Consider the following 22775-nt stretch of genomic DNA (forward strand, 5'->3'; position numbering starts at 1 on the left):
ACAACCTCGTCGCGCACACCTGCTTCGTGGCGTCGGAGGCTTACTGATGCCGCCGGGGCGGATCAGACCGCGCCGGCGCCGGTGAGCGCCCGGACCTCGGTCTCGGCGTGCTTGGCCTCGTCCGCCGGCTCGGACGAGGTGACGGTGCCGAACCAGCCGGCGAGGAAGCCCAGCGGGATGGAGATCAGGCCCGGGTTCTCCAGCGGGAAGAACTCGAAGTCCACGCCGGGGAACAGCGATTCGGGGCTGCCGGAGACGACCGGCGAGACGACGACGAGCAGGACCGCGGGGACGAGTCCGCCGTACACCGACCAGACAGCGCCGCGGGTGTTGAACCGCCGCCAGAACAGCGAGTAGAGCACCACGGGCAGGTTCGCCGAGGCGGCCACGGCGAAGGCCAGACCGACCAGGAAGGCCACGTTGAGGTCGCTGGCCAGCAGGCCGAGGCCGATCGCGGCGACACCGATGCCGGCGGCGGCGAGCCGGGCGACGGTCACCTCGCTGTACTGCTTGGCGTCGGAACGGCGCAGTGTGGCGTAGAGGTCGTGGGCGACCGACGCGGAGGAGGCGAGGGTGATGCCGGCGACCACGGCCAGGATGGTGGCGATGGCGACGGCCGCGACGACGGCGAAGAGGATCGTGCCACCGGTGGAGCCCGGTCCGCCGCCGAGGTCGAGCGCGAGCAGGGGTACGGCGGTGTTGCCGGCCGCGTTGGAGGCGTGGACGGTGTCGGGGCCGACGACGGCGGCCGCGCCGAAGCCGAGCACGATCGTCATCAGGTAGAAGCCGCCGATGAGGCCGATCGACCAGACGACGGAGTGCCGGGCGGCCTTGGCGGTGGGCACGGTGTAGAAGCGCGACAGGATGTGCGGAAGTCCGGCGGTTCCGAGGACGAGGGCGAGACCGAGGCTGACGAAGTCGAGGCGGGCGGTCCAGTTCTGGCCGTAGAGCAGTCCGGGGCCGAGGAAGTCCGCGCCATGGCCGCTGCGTTCGGCGGCGCTGGCGAGGAGCTCGTTGAAGTTGCCGTGGAAGCGGATCAGGACGAGCACGGTGAGGGCGATCGTGCCGACCATGAGAAGCACGGCCTTGACGATCTGGATCCAGGTGGTGGCCCGCATGCCGCCGAGCGACACGTAGACGACCATGAGGGCACCGACCCCGATCACGGTCCAGGAGCGGGCGGCGCCGCTGGTGCCGCCGAGGAGCAGGGCGACCAGGCTGCCGGCGCCGACCATCTGGGCGACGAGGTAGAGCACCGAGACGGTGACCGAGGAGGAGCCGACGGCGATCCGGACGGGACGCTCGGCCATCCGGGAGGCCACGACGTCGGCGAGGGTGAAGCGGCCGCAGTTGCGCACGAGTTCGGCGACGAGCAGCAGGACGACCAGCCAGGCGACGAGGAAGCCGACGGAGTACAGCATGCCGTCGTAGCCGAACAGGGCGATCAGGCCGGAGATGCCGAGGAAGGAGGCGGCGGACATGTAGTCGCCGGCGATGGCGAAGCCGTTCTCCATGGGCGAGAAGAGGCGGCCTCCGGCGTAGAACTCCTCGGCGGAGCCCTGCCGGTTGCGGCCGGCCCAGGTGGTGATGGCCAGGGTGACCACGATGAAGACGCTGAACAGCACCAGCGCCAGGGTCTGGTGGTCGCCGGTGATCTGGTCTCCGGTCATGACCGCGCCCCCCGGGTCATCTGCTGGGTGTCCCAGCGCAGTTCGAGGGCGGCCCGGTCCCGGCGCCGCCGCGCGTGGCGGACGTAGGCCCAGGTGAGCAGGAAGGTGGTGGCGAACTGACCGAGTCCGGCGAGCAGGGCGACGTTGACGGCTCCGGCCACGGGGTGGGCCATGACACCGGGGGCGGCGGTCGCGGCGATCACGTACGCCAGATACCAGAGGAGGAAGGCGCCGGCGGCCGGGAAGACGAACCGGCGGTACCGGCTGCGTACTTCCTGGAAGGCGGGACTGCGTTGGACCTCCAGGTAGATGTCCGCGGTGCTGTGCACTCGCTGGCGCGGGACCATGCCGGACGGGTCCAGGGCGGTGTCCCCGATCCCGTCGTGCTCCGTGTCGTCGTGGGTCAGGGCGGCGTACCCGGTCGTGCCGAATCCGTCCCCGCCGTGCCCCTCGCTGTCGGGGGCTTTCCCGTCCGGCTCGCCCCATGGGGCGGCCAGCGCGTCGTACCAGGGGTCGTCGATCCGCACCGTCGCGGCGTCGCGCCCTTCCTGCTTCTCCACCGGTGAACTCTCCTTGGTCAGCGGACCCTTTGGGCCGCGTGCCCAAGGATGGACAGAGCGGGCGCATCCTGGACGCTTCTCCTGGATTCTTCACACCATTAGGTGACCGAGGCGCCCTTGCGCCTGACCCGTGCCGTCTGACTGTCGTATCGGCGAGGCTCCTGAGGGGGACACCAAGAACACCGGCAAACGCGCCGAGGCCCCCGGCGACGGATGCCGGGGGCCTCGGACGGAGATAGCCGCGGGCGCCGGGTGGGGCGCCGTTCGCGGGAAGGGACGTCAGGCGTCGATACGGGAGCGGTCGAGGGTCGCCGCGGAGCTGGTGATGAACTCCTTGCGGGGAGCCACGTCGTTGCCCATGAGGAGGTCGAAGACCGTCTCGGCCGCTTCCAGGTCGCCGATGTTGATCCGGCGCAGGGTGCGGTGGCGGGGGTCCATGGTGGTCTCCGCCAGCTGGTCCGCGTCCATCTCGCCGAGGCCCTTGTAGCGCTGGATGGAGTCCTTGTAGCGGACCCCCTTGCGCTGGAACTCCAGCAGGGTCTGGCGCAGCTCGTTGTCCGAGTACGTGTAGACGTACTTGTCCTGGCCCTTCTTGGGCTGGACCAGCTCGATGCGGTGCAGCGGCGGCACGGCGGCGAAGACGCGCCCCTGCTCGACCATGGGCCGCATGTAGCGCTGGAACAGGGTCAGCAGCAGGGTGCGGATGTGGGAGCCGTCGACGTCGGCGTCGGTCATCATGATGACCTTCCCGTAGCGGGCCGCGTCGATGTCGAAGGTGCGGCCCGAGCCCGCCCCTATGACCTGGATGATCGCTCCGCACTCGGCGTTCTTCAACATGTCCGAGACGGAGGACTTCTGGACGTTGAGGATCTTGCCGCGGATCGGGAGCAGCGCCTGGAACTCGCTGTTGCGGGCGAGCTTGGCGGTGCCGAGCGCCGAGTCTCCCTCGACGATGAAGAGTTCGCTGCGCTCGACGTCGTCGCTGCGGCAGTCGGCGAGCTTGGCGGGCAGCGAGGAGGACTCCAGGGCCGTCTTCCGGCGCTGTGCGTCCTTGTGCTGCCGGGCCGCGATACGGGTACGGGCGGCGGCAACGGCCTTCTCCAGGACGGCCCGGGCCTGGGCCTTGGCGTCGCGCTTGGTGGAGGTCAGGAAGGCCTTGAGCTCCTTGGCGACCACGTTGGCGACGATCCGGCGGGCCGCGGAGGTGCCGAGCACCTCCTTGGTCTGGCCCTCGAACTGCGGCTCGGCGAGCCGGACCGTGACGACGGCGGTGAGACCCTCCAGGGCGTCGTCCTTGACGATGTCGTCCTCGGCGACGCGCAGCATCTTGGCGGAGCGCAGCACCTCGTTGACGGTCTTGGCGATCGCCTGCTCGAAACCGGAGACGTGGGTGCCGCCCTTGGGGGTGGCGATGATGTTGACGAAGGACTTCAGCGTCGTGTCGTAGCCGGTGCCCCAGCGCAGGGCGACGTCGACGCCGAGCTCGCGGGTGACCTCGGTGGGGGTCATGTGGCCGCGGTCGTCGAGGACCGGGACGGTCTCCTTGAAGGTGCCCTGCCCGGTGAGGCGCAGGACGTCGCAGACGGCCTTGTCCTGGGCGAGGAACTCGCAGAACTCGCTGATGCCGCCGTCGAAGCGGAAGGTCTCCTCGCTCTTGCCCACGCCCTCGAGGTCGCGCTCGTCGCGCACGACGATGGTCAGGCCGGGGACGAGGAACGCGGTCTGGCGGGCCCGCTGGTGCAGCGTCTCCAGGGAGAGCTTGGCGTCCTTGAGGAAGATCTGGCGGTCGGCCCAGTAGCGGACCCGGGTGCCCGTACGGCCCTTGGGGACGCGCTTGCCCTTGCGGAGGCCGCCGGACGGGTCGAAGGGGCTGTCCGGGCCGGACTCGGTGAAGATGCCGGGAACGCCGCGGCGGAAGCTCAGCGCGTGCGTGACGCCTCGGTCGACCTCGACGTCGAGGCGGGCGGAGAGCGCGTTGACCACGGAGGCGCCCACACCGTGCAGACCGCCGGAGGCGGCGTAGGAGCCGCCGCCGAACTTGCCGCCGGCGTGCAGCTTGGTCATGACGACCTCGACGCCGGAGAGGCCCGTCTTGGGCTCGACGTCGACGGGGATGCCGCGGCCGTTGTCCTGGACCTCGACGGAGCCGTCGTCGTGGAGGATCACGTCGATGTGGTCGCAGTAGCCGCCGAGGGCCTCGTCGACCGAATTGTCGATGATTTCCCAGAGACAGTGCATCAGTCCACGGCTGTCCGTGGATCCGATGTACATACCGGGGCGCTTGCGGACGGCTTCGAGCCCTTCGAGGACGAGCAGGTGCCGCGCGGTGTAGTTGGAACCGTCACGGTCTGCGGTCAGCAGCGCACTGGACGGCACGGACGTATCGGCGGTCACGCGGTTCGCTCCTCGCTGAATTTGAAATCTGGCCCGGTGGGGTAAGGCCCGGCGTCGGTCGCCGGTCAGAGGGTACCGATGCCTGGTAGGGCCGTTGTCACGCCACCCTCCTGATTCTTCATGCTAGTCCAGAGTCGCATGAGTGTTCGATCCCTCGTTGGGGTGACGGAAACATCACGTTCCCTTCCAGGCATGAACCATTTAGGCTCCGGGCACGTCCTCATGAACAACCGGCAACCCGCCGGGAGGGCACCACCACACACAGCAACGCGAAAACCCGTAGAGCGAAGCAATACGGCTCATTCGCCGCCAAACGGCAGCAAACAGCCTCCTTGGAAAATTTTTCAAGGAAAAGCCACGAGCGGGAACGTTTTCGGCCTGGTTGGATGTTGACCCTGGTACGACAGCTCGTCGAGCTAGAGAAGAGGCGACGTGACTACTGTTCTGACCCCCGCGACCCCCCTGACGGCCGCTGACCGATGCGACCGCTGCGGCGCCCAGGCGTACGTGCGCGTCGTCCTGACCAGCGGCGGTGACCTGCTCTTCTGTGCTCACCACGGACGCAAGTTCGAGCCGGAACTGAAGAAGATCGCCGCAGAGATACAGGACGAGACGGACCGGCTCAGCGCCGTGCCGAACCACGCCGCGGACGACGAGCGCTGACGCCTCGCCTGCACGACGAGCCAGCAGCCGGTCACTGACGGCCGGCCGACGGGCGGCCCTCCCCACGCCATACGCGCGTGCGGGAGGCCGCCCGTTCTCGCACCGTGACCGCCCCCTGACACGGGGTCACCGGTCCGGTGCTTCGTCGTGCCAGGAGCCGTGATCCCGCCCCTGGCCCCGAGCGAGCCGGGCACTTCGCTCCGTTCGCCCCGGGCGACAGCGGGTCAGGAGCGCCGGCGCAGGATCTCGGACACCCGGGTGTAGACGCCGGGGCTGTCCGCCTCGCCACAGCCGCTCCCCCACGACACCAGGCCGATCAGCCGACCCCGCGCCACGAGCGGGCCCCCGCTGTCGCCCTGACAGGCGTCCCTGCCGCCGCGCGGGTCGCCCGCGCACAGCATCGTCTCGCGCCGGTACTCCACCCCCAGACCGCCCGGATACGCCCGTTCGCAGGTCGCGTCCGGCAACACCCGCACCCTCGCGGCGCGCAGCGACCGCGCGTACGTCCCGTCGCCGGTCGTGTCGCCCCAGCCGTACACGTCCGCCGCCGTGCCGGGCGCGAGCGCGGGATCGTCCGCGGTGGCCACGTCGATCACGTATGACGCCGGCAGCGCCCGCTCCAGGGTCACGACGGCCAGATCACCCGAGCCGGCCGCCGGGTCGTACTCCGGGTTGACCCAGGTGCGGGTGACCCGCACCTCCCGCCCGCCGTCGCCGCGCAGCGCCGTACGTCCAGCGATCACCCGGAAGTCGGGCAGTTCCCAGGGCTCGCCGCCCAGCACCTCGCTCCCCAGGCAGTGGGCCGCCGTGAGCACCTTGGTGGGGGCGACGACCGCCCCGCCGCAGAACTGCCCCGCCCGCGCACCCCCGAACCGGGCACGGCTGGACAGCGCCACCACCCACGGCGCGTCCGCGGTCCGGGTCGGCCGGCCGCCGACCACGACGCTGTCGGCGGCGGCGGGAACCGAGGTGGCGAGCGGCACCGCCGCGGCGGCGAGCAGACCCAGAGCGCCGGTCAGGGCGCGGGCAAGGGGACGACGCATGGAGTCTCCTGACTCTCCGTTGAGAAGCTCTTACCCAGCGTGGTCCAGTCGCACCGCCCGCGCACCCGCGCCTACGCCGAAGGGCCCGGCCCCCGAGGCGGGGAACCGGGCCCTTCGTGTGTCGGCGTAAGCCTCGTACAGATCTACGGATCTACGGATCTATCCAGGGATCAGTCGAGGTAGTCGCGCAGCACCTGCGAACGCGACGGGTGGCGCAGCTTCGACATCGTCTTCGACTCGATCTGACGGATGCGCTCACGCGTCACGCCGTAGACCTTGCCGATCTCGTCGAGGGTCTTCGGCTGACCGTCGGTGAGACCGAAGCGCATGGAGACGACGCCCGCCTCACGCTCGGAGAGCGTGTCGAGGACGGAGTGCAGCTGCTCCTGGAGGAGCGTGAAGCTGACCGCGTCGGCCGGGACGACGGCCTCGGAGTCCTCGATGAGGTCACCGAACTCGCTGTCGCCGTCCTCGCCCAGCGGGGTGTGCAGCGAGATCGGCTCACGGCCGTACTTCTGGACCTCGATGACCTTCTCCGGGGTCATGTCGAGTTCCTTGGCCAGCTCCTCCGGGGTGGGCTCGCGGCCCAGGTCCTGGAGCATCTGGCGCTGCACACGGGCGAGCTTGTTGATGACCTCGACCATGTGCACCGGGATACGGATGGTGCGGGCCTGGTCGGCCATGGCGCGGGTGATCGCCTGACGGATCCACCAGGTGGCGTACGTGGAGAACTTGTAGCCCTTGGTGTAGTCGAACTTCTCGACGGCGCGGATCAGACCGAGGTTGCCCTCCTGGATCAGGTCCAGGAAGAGCATGCCGCGGCCGGTGTAGCGCTTGGCCAGCGAGACCACGAGGCGGAGGTTGGCCTCCAGGAGGTGGTTCTTGGCCCGGCGGCCGTCCTCGGCGATGATCTCCAGCTCGCGCTTGAGCTTCGGAGCGATCTTGTCCGAGTTCGCCAGCTTGTCCTCGGCGAACAGACCGGCCTCGATGCGCTTGGCGAGCTCGACCTCCTGCTCGGCGTTGAGCAGCGGGACCTTGCCGATCTGCTTGAGGTAGTCCTTGACCGGGTCGGCGGTGGCACCGGCGACGGCGACCTGCTGGGCCGGCGCGTCGTCCTCGTCCTCGTCGGACAGGACGAAGCCCTTGCTCTCGCCCTCGGTCTCCTCGTCGTCCTTGCCGGGCGCGACGTCCTCGAGCAGCTCCTCGCCCTCGATCAGTTCGTCGTCGTCCTTCTTGGACGCGGTCTTCTTCGCCGTCGCCTTCTTGGCGACGGTCTTCTTGGCCGCCGTCTTCTTGGCGGCGGTCTTCTTCGCCGCGGCCTTCTTGACCGGGGCTCCGGTCTCGTCGGTCGAGTCGGCGCCCGCGGCCGCCGTGGCCGCACCGGCGGCCGAGACGGTCTTCGTCACGGTCGTCCTGGCGGTGACGGCCTTGGTGGCGGTGCGCTTGGCCGGGCTCTTCGCGGCGACGCTCTTGCGGGTGCGCTTCGGCGACTCCGCTGCACTGACCATCAGCGTCACACCCTCTTCCTCGAGGATCTGATTCAGGCTGCGCAGAACATTCTTCCACTGGGTCGGCGGAATCTGGTCGGCCTCGAAGGCTCGCCGCACGTCATCGCCGGCGATCTGCCCATCAGCCTTTCCCCGCTCGATGAGCGCCATCACAGATGCGGACTCGGCGATCTCCGGCGGGAGCGTACGGGATGTGCTGGCCGACACGAACAACCTCTCGGAACGATGGAAACGGCTTCCGGCCCCGCCCTGAATCGGGCCGGAGCCGACGACCGTCGGCAGGGAATGAGCCGACGGCGCGGGCTGGGCCGGGGAAATGCACAGCGCCTTGAGCGGCTGCTGTATTCCTTCCTCGGCTGTCACCTCTTAGGTCATCGCGGGGCCGCCGGGAGCGTTACGCCCAATCTTCGTGGCCCGAGTCACACCTCATTTACGGTGAATCCGCCAGGAAGTGTCAGGAAGGCGGCACGATCGCCTCGCCCGAAGCCCCACACCGTCACTGGCCGTCGCCCGACGTCGCCCGGCGTCACGTCACAGGGCGCCACTCGGTGCCGAGGGGCGTCGCCCGGGCACCCTCCGGTGCCGCGGCGGCGCCGTACGCGGCAGTGCCGGCCCTGCCCAGCGGGCCGAGCGCGTCGCGTGCGCCGGGCGCGCCGGGCGCTTCAAGGGTGCCGGACGAGCCGGACGAGCCGGAAGCACCGGATACGCCCGGCGCGCCGGAGCCCGGCGCACCCGGGGGTGGTCGCCCGCCCCCGGGTTCCGCTCGGTCCGGCGGTGCGCGGGACGGGCGTCACTGCGTGGTCGGCCACGGTGCGCGGTCAGTGCTGCTCGCGCGGCCCCGGCACGACGGGCTCGGGGTGTCCGGTCAGCAGCTGCCGCATGGCCGCCTCGGCGGCGCCCGCGTCACCGGCGGCGAGGGCCTCGACGATCCGGGCGTGGTGGCCGAGGCAGCTCTCGCTGAGGCGGTCGCATCCGGCGGCGGGGGATCCGGAGACCTGCAGGGCGGCGGCGACGATGCCGGAGAGGTGCTCCAGCATGCGGTTACCGGCGAGCTGGATGAGGAGGGCGTGGAATTCGGCGTCGGCGCGGGAGAAGGTGATGGTGTCGCCCTGGGCGTAGGCGTGGCCCATGATCTCGACCATGTCGGACAGCCGCTGCTGGATGTCCTCGCGGCCGTGACCGGCGGCGAGCCGGGCGGCGAGCGGCTCGATGGTCCAGCGCAGCTCGGCCAGCTCGCGGCGCTGGTCGTCGCGCTGCGGACCGAAGGCCCGCCACTCGATGATGTCGGGATCGAGCAGATTCCAGTCGCTGACCGGGCGGACCCGGGTGCCGACGTTGGGCCGGGCACTGACCAGGCCCTTCGCCTCCAGCACGCGCAGCGACTCGCGCACGACGGTGCGCGAGACCTCGAAACGCTGGCCGATCTCCTCGGGAACGAGCGGGCGGTCGGCGCCGAGGTCGCCGGAGACGATCATCTGGCCGAGCTGCTGGACGAGCTGTCCGTGCAGTCCGCGGCCGCGGCTGCCGGCGGCCCTGCGGCCGGCCCGGCCGAGCTCGTCCACCCCTTCCCAGGCGGGCGGGGCCACTCGGTCCGGCCCGGAGGCCTCGGAGTAGGGGTAGCGGTCGAGATCGCCCGGGGCGCCGAGGCCGGACTCGACGGAGCGGGCGGCGGTCATCATCGTGTGCGCAAGGGTACTCACGCATCCTTTGTCGGCGTGGCTTCCGCGCCCCTTGAGGTCTTTGGTGAAAAGCACACGAAAGGGTGATCGGCACCCCCTATACAATTGACGATTAATGAGACATAAGGTGCATTTTTCATGGGAGTTGCCGACCGAACGGAACTTCTCGATCCGAATGTGGTCACCAACGCGCCCTGCCGCGAAGGCCGGTGAGCACATAGGCGCACAGGAGAACCGTCAAGGTCAGCGCCAGGGCCACCCCCACGGGTTGGCCGACCACCTTGAGCGCCCCCATCACCCAGCGGTCCGCCGCCGTCGACCACTCGATGCTCATGAGACCGCGCAGCCGTCCCGGCAGCCCCGCGACGGAACGCCCGGGGCCCGCGGCGAGCACGTGACGCAGCGGTGGCGCGAAGGCCACCGGTACGGCGAGGACCGCGGCGACTCCGGCGGCGGCCGCCCGGAACACGCCCGCCCCCAGCAGCCCGGCCCACGCGCAGCCGATCACCAGGCCGAACCAATTGGCGGACAGTCCGGGCCAGTTGTGCGGTACGGGGACCAACTGGCCGCCGTAGACGAACCGCAGGGCCTCCCGGTCGGCGACGACGACCAGTACGGCGAGGAATGCCCCGACCCCGGCCGCGACGGCCAGTTTGGCCAGCAGCAGACCGAGCCGGCGCGGGACGGCGCCGCGTCCGGTGGTGAGTGCCGGGTAGCGGTACTCCTCCCCGAAGGAGAAGGCGCCGATGAGCCCGGCCCCGAGCGCCGCGGGCGGCAGCGGGGAGAGCCCGGGCCAGGCGGCCAGCGTCGCGGGCAGCGGGGTGCGCCCGTTGCGCGCGAGCAGGACGGAGATCACGACGGAGACGAACAGCACGCCCAGGACCACGAGCGGCGTGGAGGGCACCCCGAGGAGGCGGCGGATCTCGTAGCGCACGGGCCACAGCGGGGAACGCCGGGGCGGCTGGACCGCGGGAAGCGGGTCGGGGTCGACGTCCGGGACGAGGGCGGAGTCCAGGACGGGCGGGCTCTCGGAGTCCGGAGCCGGAGAGCCTTCGGGCGCCTCGACCGACACCTTCGCGGGTTCCGGGGCCGAAGCGCTCCGGGGTTCCGTGACCGGCAGGGGTCGATCCGGGTCGGCCACCGTCGCTCCGAAGGGCTCCTCGGCGGTCGCCGCGACATCGGCGTCGGGGGCCTCCGAGGCCGACAGGGCGGCCGGCGGGCCCTCGGGGGCGGGCGAGGGGCCCGGGATGGAAGCGGGCGCCGGTGCCAGGGCCTGGCGAGGCACGACGGAGTCGCCCGTGTCACCCGTCTCGTCGGCGAGCCGGTGCAGGAGCAGTCCGTGCCGGAAGGCGCTCTCGCCGATGGTGGCGCAGTCGCTGCCGTAGACGGACAGGTGGTTGCCGCCCTCCGCGACCACTTCCACCGAGCGGCGGGCGGCCCGGGATTCCTGGGCGAGCACGGCGGCCAGCCGGGTCGCGTAGGGCGTACGGACGACGACCCGGGGGCGCAGCCGGGTGCGGGCGAAGTCGGCGGCGTCCTGGTCGGCGACGAGCCGCCCCTCTTCCAGGGTGACGACCCGGTCGGCGTTCCGGGCGGCGTCCCTGGGGTCGGCGGTGGTGTAGAGGACGGTGCCGCCCTCGTCGGCGTGGGCGCGCAGGAGTTCGTACAGCCAGGCGCTCTCGCGTACGGAGAGCCGGGCGCCCGGCTCGTCGAGGAGCAGGGTGTGCGGGCCACCCAACAAGGCGCAGGCGAGGCCCAGTCGGCGGTCCATGACGAGCGGCAGGGTGCCGATGCGCTGGTCGCGGGCGCCGTCGAGGCCGACGGCCCGGAGCATGTCGTCGGCCCGGGAGCCGGGGACTCCGGCGGCGGCGCAGAGCATGCGGAGTTGGCTGCGTACGGTACGGGAGGGGTGGCCCGGGACGTCGCCCAGCAGGACGCCGACCTCGCGGGCGGGGTGGGCGACGCGGTGCAGGGCGCGGCCTCTGAAGTAGGTGACGCCACGGCCCGGTTCGAGCTGGAGCATGAGGCGCAGGGCGGTGGTCTTGCCGGCGCCGGCGGGCCCGTGCAGGGCGGTGACCGTGCCGGGCCGGGCCTCGAAGGTGAGATCGTCCACGACGGGCGGAAGGTCCCGGCGGGGGGTGCTGGTGAGTCCGATGGCCTGGAGCATCGCTTCTCTCGCGGGTAGGTGAGACCGCTCCGCGGCAGGGCGGCTGTTCCAGCAAGATAGCGTTACATTTCGGACTTTTAGCGTAGCGAACGCGCCTCGGGTCGCCGACGGCCCCGGTCAGACCTCCGGACGCAGCATCGGCGGGTTCAGCAATGTGGCGCCGCCGGCGCGGAACAGCTGGGCGGGGCGGCCGCCCTGACGGGTCGTCGTACCCCCGGCTGGCACGAGGAAGCCGGGCGTACCGGTCACCTTCCGGTGGAAGTTCCGCGGGTCGAGCGTCACGCCCCACACGGCCTCGTAGACCCGGCGCAGTTCGCCGACCGTGAACTCGGGCGGACAGAAGGCCGTGGCCAGCGACGAGTATTCGATCTTCGAACGGGCGCGCTCCACTCCGTCGGACAGGATCCGGGTGTGGTCGAACGCGAGCGGCGCCGGCATCTCGCCCGTGCCCTCCGTCGCGTCGATGTCATGACCGAGCAGCTCCTCGACCGGTGCCCAGCGCGCGCTGTTCGCGTCACCGCCCGCACGCGGCGCGGGCAGATCCGGGGCGAGCGCGAGATGGGCGACGCTCACCACGCGCATCCGCGGGTCCCGGTCGGGTGCCCCGTACGTCGCCAGCTGTTCCAGGTGCGCGCCGTTCCCGGGTCCGGGCTGCGACGTACCGGGGTCGTGGACGCAGAGCCCCGTCTCCTCGACCAGCTCGCGCGCGGCGGCGCCGTCGAGGTCCTCGTCGGCCCGGACGAACCCGCCCGGCAGCGCCCAGCTCCCCTGGAACGGAGGCTCCCCGCGTTTCACGACGAGGGCGCACAGGGCGTGACGCCGCACGGTGAGCACGACCAGATCGACGGTGACAGCGAAGGACGGGAAGGCCGACGGGTCGTAGGGAGGCATGCCGCGATCATAGTCGTCTCCCTGACGATAAACACGCGTCTCGAAGGATCGCACCGTTCCGCTTCTCCCCCGCCCCGGACTCTCCGCCGGCTCCATCGCTTTTGTCCGTCTCCCTGTCCGGCCAGGCCGTGCCTAGGACGTCTCCGCCGGCCGGACGGAGGGGCTGTGGGCATCCTGCCGTCGCGCGGTGCCCCACTCCCACATGCTGTGCATCACCGGCTCCAGGGCCCGGCCCCGCGCCGTGAGGACGTAGTGGACGCGCGGGGGCCAACCGGCGGTGCGATGGCGCTCGATCACGCCCGCGCCGGTCAGCTGGGACAGCCGGTCGGAGAGGACCTTGTCCGAGAGAGCGGGCAGGGCGGCGGACAGTTCCGAGTACGTGGCCCGGCCGCGGCGCAGGAACTCGCGGAGCACCAGCGGCGTAACGGCCCGCCAGCGCGGCCAGGGTGACGTCCACAGGGCAGTGCGGATCCTCGGCCCGGCGGCCCGGCGGAACGAGAGCGCTCTCAGGACAGTCCGCCAGCGGACCGTGGCCGTCCGGCCGTACGTGTCCAACCGTTTGGTGAGTCACGAAGGCCCTTTCTAACGTCCCGGGTGAACAGTCCGCCCGCTTCTCCCGGGGGTCCTCATGCGTATCCATCACCTGAACTGCGGCTCCCTCCGGAAGGTTCCCCCGCTCGTCGGGGAGGGCCCGCCGGAGGCCACGGCCGATCGACGGGCCACCGTGTGCCACTGCCTGCTCATCGAGACGGACGCGGACGGGCTGGTTCTGGTCGACACCGGGCTGGGCACCGCCGACCTGAACGACCCCGAAGGGGCTCTGGGCGCGGACTGGGTGGCGTACGCCGAGCGCACGGGACCCGGAGGAAAGCGCGCTGCGGCAGATCGTCCGCCTCGGCTACGCGCCGGGGGACCTACGCCACATCGTGCTCACCCATCTACACCGCGACCACGCCGGAGGGCTGCCGGACCTTCCGCACGCGCGGGTCCATGTGCACCCCGCCGAGTACCAGGCCGTCACGGATCCCGGGCACCCGCACCACCGGCACAGCCTCGACCGCTTCATGCCGGCGCACCGGGCGCACGGCCCGCTGCTGACGCCCGCCGTCCCGGACGAGGACACGGCGTGGTTGGGCTTCCCGGGGGTGGCACGTCCGCGAGGGCTCGCCTGCGAACTGCTGCTGGTGCCCCTGCCGGGCCACTCCGCGGGGCACGCGGGCGTCGCCGTCCGCGACGATGCCGGACAGTGGCTTCTGCACGCGGGCGACGCGTACATGTACCACGGCGAGATCGAGCGGACCCCGCCGTTGTCCCACCCCGTCTTCGCCCCGATCCAGCACGGCGCGCAGACCCATGCCGAGGCCCTCGTCGCCACGCTCGACCGGCTGCGCGCCCTCCACCGCGACCACGGGGACCGGGTGACGGTCTTCAGCGCGCACGATCCCTGGGAGTTCGCCCGCTTCGCCCCTCCCGCCGGCGCGTGATCCCCGTCAGACACCCAGCTGCAGACCGGGGGCGGCTTCCTCGACCATGCCGAGGCCGAAGCGGCCGGCGCGGGCCGCGAACGGTTCGCCCGCGACCACCAGCCCGGACAGCCGGACCTCGCCGAACGGCGCCGAACGCAACGGTTGCAGGGCCACCGTGCGGCCGGGCACGTCCGGGCGTACGCCGACCAGGGTGGTGACCAGGTACACCCCGGCCGCCGCGGCGACGGCGGCGGGCCTGCAAGCCGCCGGGTGCGCGACCGGCGTGACACCGGGGGTACGCCGCTGGCCCGCGAACATCTCGGGAAGCCGGTGGTCGAAGGCCTCGGCTGCGTCGAGCAGCCCGCGCAGCAGCCCGGCCGCCTCGCTCTCGTGACCGGCCGCCGCCAGCCCGGCGACCGCGACGGCGGTCTCGTGCACCCGTACGGCTCCCGAGCGGTGTCCGAACGGATTGTGCCCCTGCTCCTTCGCGCCGAGGCCGCGCAGCCCCCAGCCGGAGTCGAGCGCGGGAGTCACCAGGAGCCGGGCGAGCCGTTCGGTCCGGGCCCGGTCGAGGAGTCCGGGGGCGTACCAGCCCGTCTCGGCGAGCCCGGTGTCCAGCAGGTGCGCGGCCCAGCTCCCGAGCTGGCACAGCGGCCGGCCGTCGGACGTGAGCGCGAGCACGGGCCGGCCACCGGACGGATCGTCGAGCCAGAAACGGGCCCGGAACCGCTCGCGCAGCCCCCACGCCCACTCCCGCCATTCCTCTCCGCCGGGCCGTCCGCAGGCGTCGAGCAGATCGGCGCCGAGCAGGGCCGCCCGGTGCGCGTGGGCCTGGGTCTCGGCCCGGGCCTGGCCGGTGGGCCACGGGTCCGGCACACATCCGTGGGCGTCGAGGGATCCGCGCAGCCAGCCGAGACACCGCTCCGCGACGGGGAGCAGCTCCGCGAGGTCCTGGTCCGGCAGGCCCCAGCGGCGGGCCTCGGCGAGGACGACGGGGAAGGCGAGGGTGGCCTCGACACCGGTGCAGCGGGGCGGCAGATGGGGTCCGGCGTCGCGGAGCGGGCCGCGCATCCGTCCCGCCTCCGGCCCCGTACCGCCGCATTGGGCGCGGGCCACGGCCCGCAGGGTGGTCGCGGCGAGCCGGGTCCCGAGCGGGAGGGCCATACGGGCGGCCCAGAGGGCCTCGGCGGTGACGGATCCGCAGCGCCAGGGCACTCCGGCGGCCAGGTAGACGTCGGCGGGATGGGCCGGGTCGCGCTGGAGTAAGGCGCGCAGGTCGGCGACGGAGGCCCGCAATAACAGCCCGAGCCGGGCGTCGTCCCCTTCGGCGACGGCCTCGGAGAAGAAGTGCCCGCCGACCCGGCCGCCCGCGCCGGTTCCGAGTCCGGGTCCCGTGCCGGACCCCGTCGCGCGGCCCTGGCCGGAAGGGGGTGCGGCCCGGTCGGCGCGGAGCCGGAGGGTGAGGACGAAACTCGCGCCGGGGGCCAGTTCGGGGTCCCAGCGGAGCAGTCCGGTCGCCGCGAGGGCCTCGCTGGGCGGAGGGTCCGCCAGAACGGCGACGGCGGCGCCGTCGTCGGCGGTCCAGCGCAGCCCGCTGCCGTGGACGGCGGCGGTGAGCTCGGGGCCCGGCCGCCCCGACGCCACCGCGCGCAGGTCCGCGAGATCCGTGCCCAGAGCGATCTCCACGCGGATCCGCAGCGGCCGGGGGGCGGAGCTGCGCAGGGTGATCCGCTCCGTCCCGTCGGCGGCCCGGACCCGTTCGACGGCCAGCCCCGGGTCGGGGCCGGTGTCGCCGGGTGCACGCAGGACCCCGACGAACTCGGCCTGGTCCGCCGTGATCGCGCGGCCCTGGAGGGGGACGGGCGCGCGGCCGGCGACCCGCAGGACGCAGCGGGCGAGGAGCCGGCGCCCGGAGAGGAAGACCCCTTCGAGACCGGCCCCGGTGAGCTGGCCGTGCCGGGGACTGATGGCGAGGGCGGGCAGGGCGACGCCGATGAGGGTGTCGTGGGTGGTGGGCAGGTCAGTGGGACGGGTAGCCCCGGCTCCCGGCCCCATGGGTGGGGTTCCGGTGCGGGACGGGTGCCCGACGGAGGATCCGGGGGCCTGGGCGGGACTGATGGCCATGGCGGGGGTACAGGGCTCTCTGTGCGGTCCGGGCGGCCCGCCCTGGTCCGGCGAGGGCCGGGGCCGGGGCCGCTCGGACGGTCCCGGCGGTCCGCCGGGGCGGCCACGGGTCGGCGCCACCGCTCCCGCGATACCGCCATCCAAGTGAACGCCGAGGCGGGGCGCCGGGTCACGGCCGTCATCCGCCGTTCCTCGCGCCGCGCCGCCCGGTCCGGCGTCCGGTCGGGTTCTTCGGCGGCTTGGGGGCCGCGTCGGCGCGCGCCGGCGGCCGGGCGGAGCCCGCCTTGCGCAAGCCGGCTTGGCGCGCGTTCCGCCGCGCGATCAGACGGGCCCGCCGCAGCGCCCGCTCCCGGTCGTCGGCATGGGCCGGCTCGCTGCCCTCGTCCTGGTCTTGGTCCTGGTCCTGGTCCTGGTCCTGGTCTTGGTCTTGGTCCACGCTCTGGCCGTCGCCGTCGCCATCGCCATCGGCTTCGGCTTCGGCTTCGGCTTCGGCTTCGGCTTCACGGTCGCGGGCGCCCGGCTGCTCCTGCCGCTCCTGCTCCACCGCGATCCGCGCGTCCCGCTCCCTGCGCAGGCAGTCGCGCAGCGATTCCGGGTCCAGCCCCTCGTTGCACGCCTGATGCAGCAGCCGGGCGAACAGGTAGTGGGGGTCGGCCTCCAGAGCGAGGCTGAGCGCGACCCGGGCGAGCGGGGTGTCGCCGGTGGACCACGCGACCCAGCCGGCCAGGGTCAGCGGCGCCGCCGCGTACTCCTCGTACGGGGCGACACAGCGGCGCGCGAGGGCGCTCCAGATTCGCAGGGCGGGGGCGGCCTCGGGTCCCTCCATCCACTCGGCCGCACGGTCGCGGGTGTCGCGGTCCTGGAGTCCCAGAACCAGAGTGGCGGCCTCGTCCGGGCTGATCAGCGCGTCGTCCCGGGCGTCCTCCCGGGCGGGCCCGGACAGCAGGAGGGCCAGGCCCGCACCGGTGCGCTCCGCCGGGGCCTCCGCGGCGGAAGCTTCGGCGAACCGCTCGACGAGCCGGTGGAGAAGGGCCAGCGTGGTGTCGCGCGTCTCCTGCCGTGCGAGAGTGCCCGACACTCCGTCGAGGATCCTGGGCACGATGACGGCCGCCGCGTCGTTCAGCGCCGCGCGCTGGGCCGCCGCGTCGGCCGCGGGCCCGCCGGGCTTCAGCCGGGCCTCCAGGTCCTTGAGGGTGCCGCGTACCTGAAGCCCCGCATAGGCGGCGGACGCCGCCATCACCGACGTACCGGAGAGGGCGAGGGGTGTGCCGTCCGGCGAGCAGCAGCGGGAGTTGTCGGGGCAGCAGTAGGAGAAGTACAGGCCGTCGGAGATGCAGAGGACTTCGTGGACAGGGACGTCGAGCGTGCCGCAGGCGACCCGCAGGCTCTGGGCGAGCGGCCGCAGCCGCTCCATCACCCATCGGCCGGTCTCGCCGCGGCCGGGTTCCTGGCAGAGGAAGCCGACGATGCCGTCGGGGCGCTCACCACGCCGGGCGGAGCCCTCGACGAGGCATTCGGCCAGGCAGCCGGCGAGGGCGGCCCATTCCCGCGGCGATGACGGGATGCCGACCCTGACCCGGCCGCCGAAGCGCCCGTGCTCACCGTGGAGCGCGACGAGCACGATCGAGTCGCTGGGGTGGAAGCCGAGCATGAAGGGCAGGGCGTCGGCCAGCTCGGCGGGCCCGCGCAGGGCGATCGGCTGGGACGCGGCGAATGTACGCCTCTGGTGGGGAATTTCGGTCATGGCCCGACAGTCCCGCAGACACCACCGATCGCGAAAGCCCTGTGGATAACGTTATCCACAGGCTGGACGGCCCATTCGCGCATTGTCGTAGTCATCGGGTTGCATGGGGGCATGACCCACGCAGACCACACCGAGGACCGCACCGCCCTGCGCACGGCCGCCGACGCCGTGCTCGCCCGTCTCGTCTCGGACCCGACAGGGACGGCGAGACTCCGCGAGGACCAGTGGCGTGCCATCGAGGCCCTGGTCGCGGAGGGACGCCGGGCGCTGGTCGTCCAGCGGACCGGCTGGGGCAAGTCGGCCGTGTACTTCGTCGCGACGTCGCTGCTGCGCGAGCGCGGCGCCGGCCCCACCGTGATCGTCTCCCCGCTGCTCGCGCTGATGCGCAACCAGGTGGAGGCGGCCGCCCGCGCGGGCATCCGCGCGCGCACGATCAACTCGTCGAACACCGAGGAGTGGGACACCGTCCAGGAGGAGGTGGCGGCGGGCGAGGTCGACGTGCTGCTCGTCTCGCCCGAGCGTCTCAACAACCCCGACTTCCGCGACCAGGTGCTGCCGCGGCTGGCCGCCGCGACCGGGCTGCTCGTGGTCGACGAGGCGCACTGCATCTCCGACTGGGGACACGACTTCCGGCCCGACTACCGGCGGCTGCGGACCATGCTCGCGGACCTGCCGGGCGGAGTGCCGGTGCTCGCCACGACGGCGACCGCCAACGCCCGGGTGACCGCGGACGTCGCCGAGCAGCTGGGCACCGGCGCGGGCACGGACGCGCTGGTGCTGCGCGGGCCGCTGGACCGGGAGAGCCTCAGCCTCGGGGTGGTGCGGCTGCCGGACGCGGCGCACCGGCTGGCCTGGCTCGCCGACCATCTCGACGAGCTGCCGGGCTCCGGGATCATCTACACGCTGACGGTCGCCGCGGCCGAGGAGGTCACGGCCCATCTGCGCCAGTGCGGGCACGCGGTCGCCTCGTACACCGGCCGGACGGAGAACGCCGACCGGCAGCAGGCCGAGGACGATCTGCTCGCCAACCGGGTCAAGGCGCTGGTGGCGACCTCGGCGCTCGGCATGGGCTTCGACAAGCCGGACCTGGGCTTCGTGGTGCACCTCGGCTCGCCCTCCTCCCCCATCGCGTACTACCAGCAGGTGGGCCGCGCCGGGCGCGGGGTGGCGCACGCGGAGGTGCTGCTGCTTCCGGGCAAGGAGGACGAGGCGATCTGGAAGTACTTCGCCTCGGTGGCCTTCCCTCCCGAGGAACAGGTGCGCCGCACGCTCGACGTGCTGGCGGCGGCCGGCCGGCCGCTGTCGCTGCCCGCGCTCGAACCGATGGTCGAACTGCGCCGGACCCGGCTCGAGACGATGCTGAAGGTGCTCGACGTGGACGGGGCCGTCAAGCGGGTCAAGGGCGGCTGGGAGAGTACGGGCCGGCCGTGGGTGTACGACACCCAGCGGTACGCGTGGGTGGCCCGGCAGCGGGAGGCCGAGCAGCAGGCCATGCGGGAGTACGCGGCGTCGGACGGCTGCCGGATGGAGTTCCTGCGCCGTCAGCTGGACGACACGGAGGCGGCGCCGTGCGGCCGTTGCGACAACTGCGCCGGGGCCCGGTTCGACGCGAAGGTGTCGGGCGGCTCGCTGGACGCCGCGCGGGGCGAGCTGGGCCGGCCGGGGGTCGAGGTCGAGCCGCGCAAGATGTGGCCGACCGGACTCGCCGCGGTGGGCGTGGATCTGAAGGGCCGCATCCCGGCGGGCGAGCAGTCGTCCCCGGGCCGGGCCCTCGGCCGCCTCTCGGACATCGGCTGGGGCAACCGGCTGCGGCCGCTGCTCGCGGACGCCGCACCGGACGGCGAGGTGCCGGACGACGTGGTGCAGGCCGTGGTGCGGGTGCTCGCCGACTGGGCGAAGGGACCCGGGGGCTGGGCCTCGGGGGCACCGGACGCGGCGCCCCGGCCGGCCGGTGTGGTGACGGTCGCCTCGCATCGCAGGCCGCGGCTCGTGGGTTCGCTCGGGCACCGGATCGCGGAGATCGGGCGGATGCCGCTGCTGGGCTCGGTGGAGTACGCGCCGGAGGCGGAGGACCTGAGGATCTCCCGTACGAACAGCGCGCAGCGGGTGGTCGGCCTGCAGCGGACGCTGGTCGTGCCCGCCGATCTGGCGGAGCGGCTGGCCGCGGCGGGCGGCCCGGTGCTCCTCGTCGACGACCTCGCCGACAGCGGCTGGACGCTGGCGGTGGCGGCGAGACTGCTGCGCCGGGCGGGAGCGGAGGGAGTGTTTCCGCTGGTGCTCGCCATCCAGGGGTGAAACGGGGAGCGAACCGGGTGTGACGGGCAGGGATATGACCGTCATACCGGTTCATTCCGGTCGGCGTGGCCAATTGCTCGTTGCCGCCCGCGCACACGCCAGGAAGAATCGGCCATCCACCCCGCACGACGTCTCAGCGGTCCACTGGACCGTGTCGTGGTGCGCCCTCGCCCCGTCCCTGCCCGCGACGCGGGCGACGCACATCCGAAGGGAGGATCGTGACCTTCGGATTCGTTCCGTCCTCGGCGGCTCCGGCCGGCTCCCCGTCCGGGTCGGCCAGTCGTCTCGCGCGGACCCTCGAACCGGCCGAGTGGGCCGGTGCGGGGATTCCGCTGTTGCGCAACCCGCGTGAAGTGGTCACCGGGTTGCACTCCCGCCATCTCCCCACGCCGTCGACGGCGGTGGTGGCCGTACTCGATCACGAGGAACGGATCGCCGCCAGCGCTTCCTTCGTCCGCCGGTCCACGCCCGCGGACGGCTGGGAGTTCCGCAACGCTCTCCTGGCCCATCTGCGCCGGGTGATCCCGCACGATCTGCGGCGTCGCACTCCGGTGCGGACGGCGGTGCTGCTCTACTGCCGCGAGGGCGACGAGCGCTGGACCGAGGAGGACGGGGCCTGGATGTGGGGGCTGCGGGACGCCTGTACGCTCCACGGGCTGCGCTGCGGCGCGTACATCACGCTCACCCGGTCGGGCTGGCAGGTGGTCGGCGAGGGACGGGGCGGGCGCCGGCCCGACCTCGGCTCACGCCCGGTGCCCCTGGGTGAGAGCGGCGCGTTCGAACTGCCGTCGCCGCGGATCGCGAGCGGGGCGTCCGAACCGCTGCGGCGGGCCGCCGCACGCTGAGCGACCCTCCGGCCACCGCCCCCAGGGGTGCCACTCGGCACGGGGAGTTCGCGGGAGCCGGGAGACACGGCCCGTCCGCCCGGCCGCCACGAGGACGGCCGGGACGGTGGACGGGCGGGGTCAGACGCCGGCGCCGAGCACGGCGCCCACGCGCTGCGCGTCACCGCAGACGATCAGCAGGGCGGAGGCCCGGCCCATCGCCTCGGGCAGCCGGCTCGCGACGGCCTCGTCGGAGCCGCCGTTGACGGCGACGACGACCACGGGACGGGTGGCGGCGCGGGCGGCGGAGGCGGCGTCCGCGAAGAACACGTCCTCGCGGGTGTCCTGCTGCGCCCAGTAGGCGTCCTCACCGAAGGACAGCTCGTGCGCTGCCCAGGGGTGCGGCTCGCCGGTGGTGAGCACCAGCACGTCGCCGGGGGCGCGGCCGGTCTCGAGCAGCAGGTCCACCGCTTCCTCGGCGGCGTCGAGCGCTCCGTCGACGGGCGCCGGTATCAGCTGGATCTGCGGTTCGCCGCGCTGGTCGGAACGATTCTCCGCCGGGGCGTCGGTCCGGGTTCCGGAGGCCGCCGGGGGCGCGGGCCGGGCAGGGCCGGGGACAGGTCGCCCGGGACGGGGCGTGGCCGCGGTACGCGGGCCGGGAACGGGTCGGGGGGTCGGCACGGGACGGCCGGCGGACGCGGCCGCGCGGGGACCCTGGGCGCTCTCGTGAATCTGAGGCTCCTCGGGGGTGAGAGGCATGGGTGGATGTCTATCAAACGCCGTCGCGTGGGGCTCCGGCGGGTGGGCGCACAGGCGCCCCGACCCGGTGGAATGAGGTCTTCCGGTCGGCTCCCCGGGTGGGGTGTCCGCCGGCGGATCCCCGTTTCAGGGGCCGGAAGTACAGGTGGCCGGCCGTGGGGGCCGGACGTCAGAAGTCGAAGCCGAGCTGGCCCCCGCTTTCCAGTGCGGCGGCCTCGGCGGAGAGGCGGACCTTCTTGAGATGCCGCCAGCGGGGCATCGCGTCGAGGTACGCCCAGGAGAGCCGGTGGTACGGGGTGGGCCCGAACTCCTCCAGCGCCGCCTTGTGGACCGGGGAAGGGTAGCCCGCGTTGGCTCCGAAGGCGTACGCGGCGTACTGCTCGGGCTCCAGCTCGGCCATCAGCGTGTCACGGCGGACCTTGGCGATCACGGAGGCGGCGGCGACGGCGACGCAGGACTGGTCGCCCTTGATCACCGTCCGCACCTGCCAGGGACTGCCGAGGTAGTCGTGCTTGCCGTCCAGGATCACGGCGTCGGGACGGACCGGCAGCCCCTCCAGGGCGCGGACGGCCGCCAGCCGGAGGGCGGCGGTCATCCCGAGCTCGTCGATCTCGGCGGGCGAGGCGTCACCGAGCGCGTACGCGGTGACCCACCCCTCGAGTGTGGCGGCGAGTTCGGTACGGCGCTTGGGGGTGAGCAGCTTGGAGTCGGTGAGCCCGTCGGGCGGGCGGCGCAGGCCGGTGACGGCGGCGCACACCGTGACGGGACCGGCCCAGGCCCCGCGTCCGACCTCGTCGACCCCGGCGATGATCTTGGCGCCGGTGGTGGCCCGGATCGAGCGTTCGACGCTGTGGGTGGGTGGTTCGTACGGCATGGCGCCTGACAGGTTACGCCGAGAGGTACCCGGCTCGGTACCCGGATTCCCCGTGGTCCGTCAGGTCCGTCCGAAACCCGCTCGCGACGGCGCCGGGACCGCCCGCCCGGCGGG

Annotated in this window: 17 protein-coding genes; 4 read left to right on the forward strand and 13 right to left on the reverse strand. The window is 72.9% G+C overall.

From position 1 onward, the window contains the following. Positions 1 to 62: 62 nt before the first annotated feature. From ABZ693_RS17130 to ABZ693_RS17140, 3 genes are all read right to left on the reverse strand, one after another. A complete protein-coding gene (locus ABZ693_RS17130; protein WP_359877618.1) occupies positions 63 to 1655 on the reverse strand; it encodes a monocarboxylic acid transporter in 1593 nt (530 codons plus the stop codon). Positions 1656 to 1666: 11 nt separating this feature from the next. Beyond that, the gene (locus tag ABZ693_RS17135; protein WP_359877426.1) at positions 1667 to 2230 is read right to left on the reverse strand and encodes a DUF485 domain-containing protein; all 564 of its coding nucleotides are present in this window, start codon (positions 2228 to 2230) and stop codon (positions 1667 to 1669) included. 279 nt (positions 2231 to 2509) lie between these two features. Then, positions 2510 to 4624, reverse strand: a complete 2115-nt coding sequence (locus ABZ693_RS17140) for a DNA gyrase/topoisomerase IV subunit B (RefSeq protein ID WP_359877429.1) — start codon at positions 4622 to 4624, stop codon at positions 2510 to 2512. A 432-nt stretch (positions 4625 to 5056) separates the two neighbouring features. Here ABZ693_RS17140 and ABZ693_RS17145 point away from each other — a divergent pair, with 432 nt between their 5' ends. Further along, complete coding sequence (locus ABZ693_RS17145) at positions 5057 to 5287, forward strand: DUF7455 domain-containing protein (RefSeq protein WP_359877431.1); 231 nt, start codon at positions 5057 to 5059, stop codon at positions 5285 to 5287. Between the two features lie 224 nt (positions 5288 to 5511). On the opposite strand, the gene ABZ693_RS17150 is transcribed toward ABZ693_RS17145, so the two are convergent. The 6 genes from ABZ693_RS17150 to ABZ693_RS17175 all read right to left on the reverse strand — a co-directional run bounded on the left by ABZ693_RS17150 (position 5512) and on the right by ABZ693_RS17175 (position 12989). Next, entirely contained in the window at positions 5512 to 6330 is an 819-nt protein-coding gene (locus ABZ693_RS17150) for a S1 family peptidase (RefSeq protein ID WP_359877433.1), read from the reverse strand. Positions 6331 to 6500: 170 nt separating this feature from the next. Continuing rightward, positions 6501 to 8045 (reverse strand): RNA polymerase sigma factor, encoded by a 1545-nt coding sequence (locus ABZ693_RS17155; RefSeq protein WP_359877436.1) that lies wholly within the window; start codon positions 8043 to 8045, stop codon positions 6501 to 6503. Positions 8046 to 8656: 611 nt separating this feature from the next. Continuing rightward, a complete protein-coding gene (locus ABZ693_RS17160; RefSeq protein ID WP_359877438.1) occupies positions 8657 to 9592 on the reverse strand; it encodes a FadR/GntR family transcriptional regulator in 936 nt (311 codons plus the stop codon). Between the two features lie 106 nt (positions 9593 to 9698). After that, entirely contained in the window at positions 9699 to 11684 is a 1986-nt protein-coding gene (locus ABZ693_RS17165) for an ABC transporter ATP-binding protein (RefSeq protein WP_359877442.1), read from the reverse strand. A 117-nt stretch (positions 11685 to 11801) separates the two neighbouring features. Beyond that, a complete protein-coding gene (locus tag ABZ693_RS17170) occupies positions 11802 to 12575 on the reverse strand; it encodes an NUDIX hydrolase (protein ID WP_359877444.1) in 774 nt (257 codons plus the stop codon). Between the two features lie 132 nt (positions 12576 to 12707). After that, a complete protein-coding gene (locus ABZ693_RS17175) occupies positions 12708 to 12989 on the reverse strand; it encodes a winged helix-turn-helix transcriptional regulator (RefSeq protein WP_359877446.1) in 282 nt (93 codons plus the stop codon). A gap of 470 nt (positions 12990 to 13459) precedes the next feature. Here ABZ693_RS17175 and ABZ693_RS17180 point away from each other — a divergent pair, with 470 nt between their 5' ends. Then, entirely contained in the window at positions 13460 to 14059 is a 600-nt protein-coding gene (locus ABZ693_RS17180; protein ID WP_359877620.1) for an MBL fold metallo-hydrolase, read from the forward strand. Between the two features lie 6 nt (positions 14060 to 14065). Here the strand turns inward: ABZ693_RS17180 and ABZ693_RS17185 are convergent, their stop codons facing one another. Both ABZ693_RS17185 and ABZ693_RS17190 read right to left on the reverse strand, forming a co-directional pair. Then, positions 14066 to 16165, reverse strand: coding sequence for a glycogen debranching N-terminal domain-containing protein (locus ABZ693_RS17185; RefSeq protein WP_359877449.1), 2100 nt, complete (start codon positions 16163 to 16165; stop codon positions 14066 to 14068). 178 nt (positions 16166 to 16343) lie between these two features. Further along, positions 16344 to 17909, reverse strand: a complete 1566-nt coding sequence (locus ABZ693_RS17190) for a DUF4192 domain-containing protein (RefSeq protein ID WP_359877452.1) — start codon at positions 17907 to 17909, stop codon at positions 16344 to 16346. A gap of 111 nt (positions 17910 to 18020) precedes the next feature. On the opposite strand from ABZ693_RS17190, the gene ABZ693_RS17195 reads away from it, so the two are divergent. Together ABZ693_RS17195 and ABZ693_RS17200 are read left to right on the forward strand one after the other, a co-directional pair. Continuing rightward, positions 18021 to 20204 (forward strand): RecQ family ATP-dependent DNA helicase, encoded by a 2184-nt coding sequence (locus ABZ693_RS17195; RefSeq protein WP_359877455.1) that lies wholly within the window; start codon positions 18021 to 18023, stop codon positions 20202 to 20204. Between the two features lie 218 nt (positions 20205 to 20422). Beyond that, positions 20423 to 21049 (forward strand): hypothetical protein, encoded by a 627-nt coding sequence (locus ABZ693_RS17200; protein ID WP_359877457.1) that lies wholly within the window; start codon positions 20423 to 20425, stop codon positions 21047 to 21049. 120 nt (positions 21050 to 21169) lie between these two features. On the opposite strand, the gene ABZ693_RS17205 is transcribed toward ABZ693_RS17200, so the two are convergent. Together ABZ693_RS17205 and rnhB are read right to left on the reverse strand one after the other, a co-directional pair. Beyond that, entirely contained in the window at positions 21170 to 21787 is a 618-nt protein-coding gene (locus tag ABZ693_RS17205) for a hypothetical protein (protein WP_359877460.1), read from the reverse strand. Between the two features lie 169 nt (positions 21788 to 21956). Continuing rightward, positions 21957 to 22661: a ribonuclease HII gene (rnhB, locus tag ABZ693_RS17210; protein ID WP_359877463.1), complete on the reverse strand. Its 705-nt coding sequence runs from the start codon at positions 22659 to 22661 to the stop codon at positions 21957 to 21959. Positions 22662 to 22775: the final 114 nt, after the last annotated feature.

It is taken from the genome of Streptomyces laurentii, from assembly GCF_040635425.1.
Lineage (GTDB): Bacteria > Actinomycetota > Actinomycetes > Streptomycetales > Streptomycetaceae > Streptomyces > Streptomyces laurentii.

Coding starts and splice junctions, on each gene's coding strand:
- ABZ693_RS17150 (WP_359877433.1), bottom strand. CDS start 6,330: ATGCGTCGTCCCCTTGCCCGCGCCCTGACCGGCGCTCTGGGTCTGCTC.
- ABZ693_RS17165 (WP_359877442.1), bottom strand. CDS start 11,684: ATGCTCCAGGCCATCGGACTCACCAGCACCCCCCGCCGGGACCTTCCG.
- ABZ693_RS17170 (WP_359877444.1), bottom strand. CDS start 12,575: ATGCCTCCCTACGACCCGTCGGCCTTCCCGTCCTTCGCTGTCACCGTC.
- ABZ693_RS17185 (WP_359877449.1), bottom strand. CDS start 16,165: ATGGCCATCAGTCCCGCCCAGGCCCCCGGATCCTCCGTCGGGCACCCG.
- ABZ693_RS17190 (WP_359877452.1), bottom strand. CDS start 17,909: ATGACCGAAATTCCCCACCAGAGGCGTACATTCGCCGCGTCCCAGCCG.
- ABZ693_RS17195 (WP_359877455.1), top strand. CDS start 18,021: ATGACCCACGCAGACCACACCGAGGACCGCACCGCCCTGCGCACGGCC.
- ABZ693_RS17205 (WP_359877460.1), bottom strand. CDS start 21,787: ATGCCTCTCACCCCCGAGGAGCCTCAGATTCACGAGAGCGCCCAGGGT.
- rnhB (WP_359877463.1), bottom strand. CDS start 22,661: ATGCCGTACGAACCACCCACCCACAGCGTCGAACGCTCGATCCGGGCC.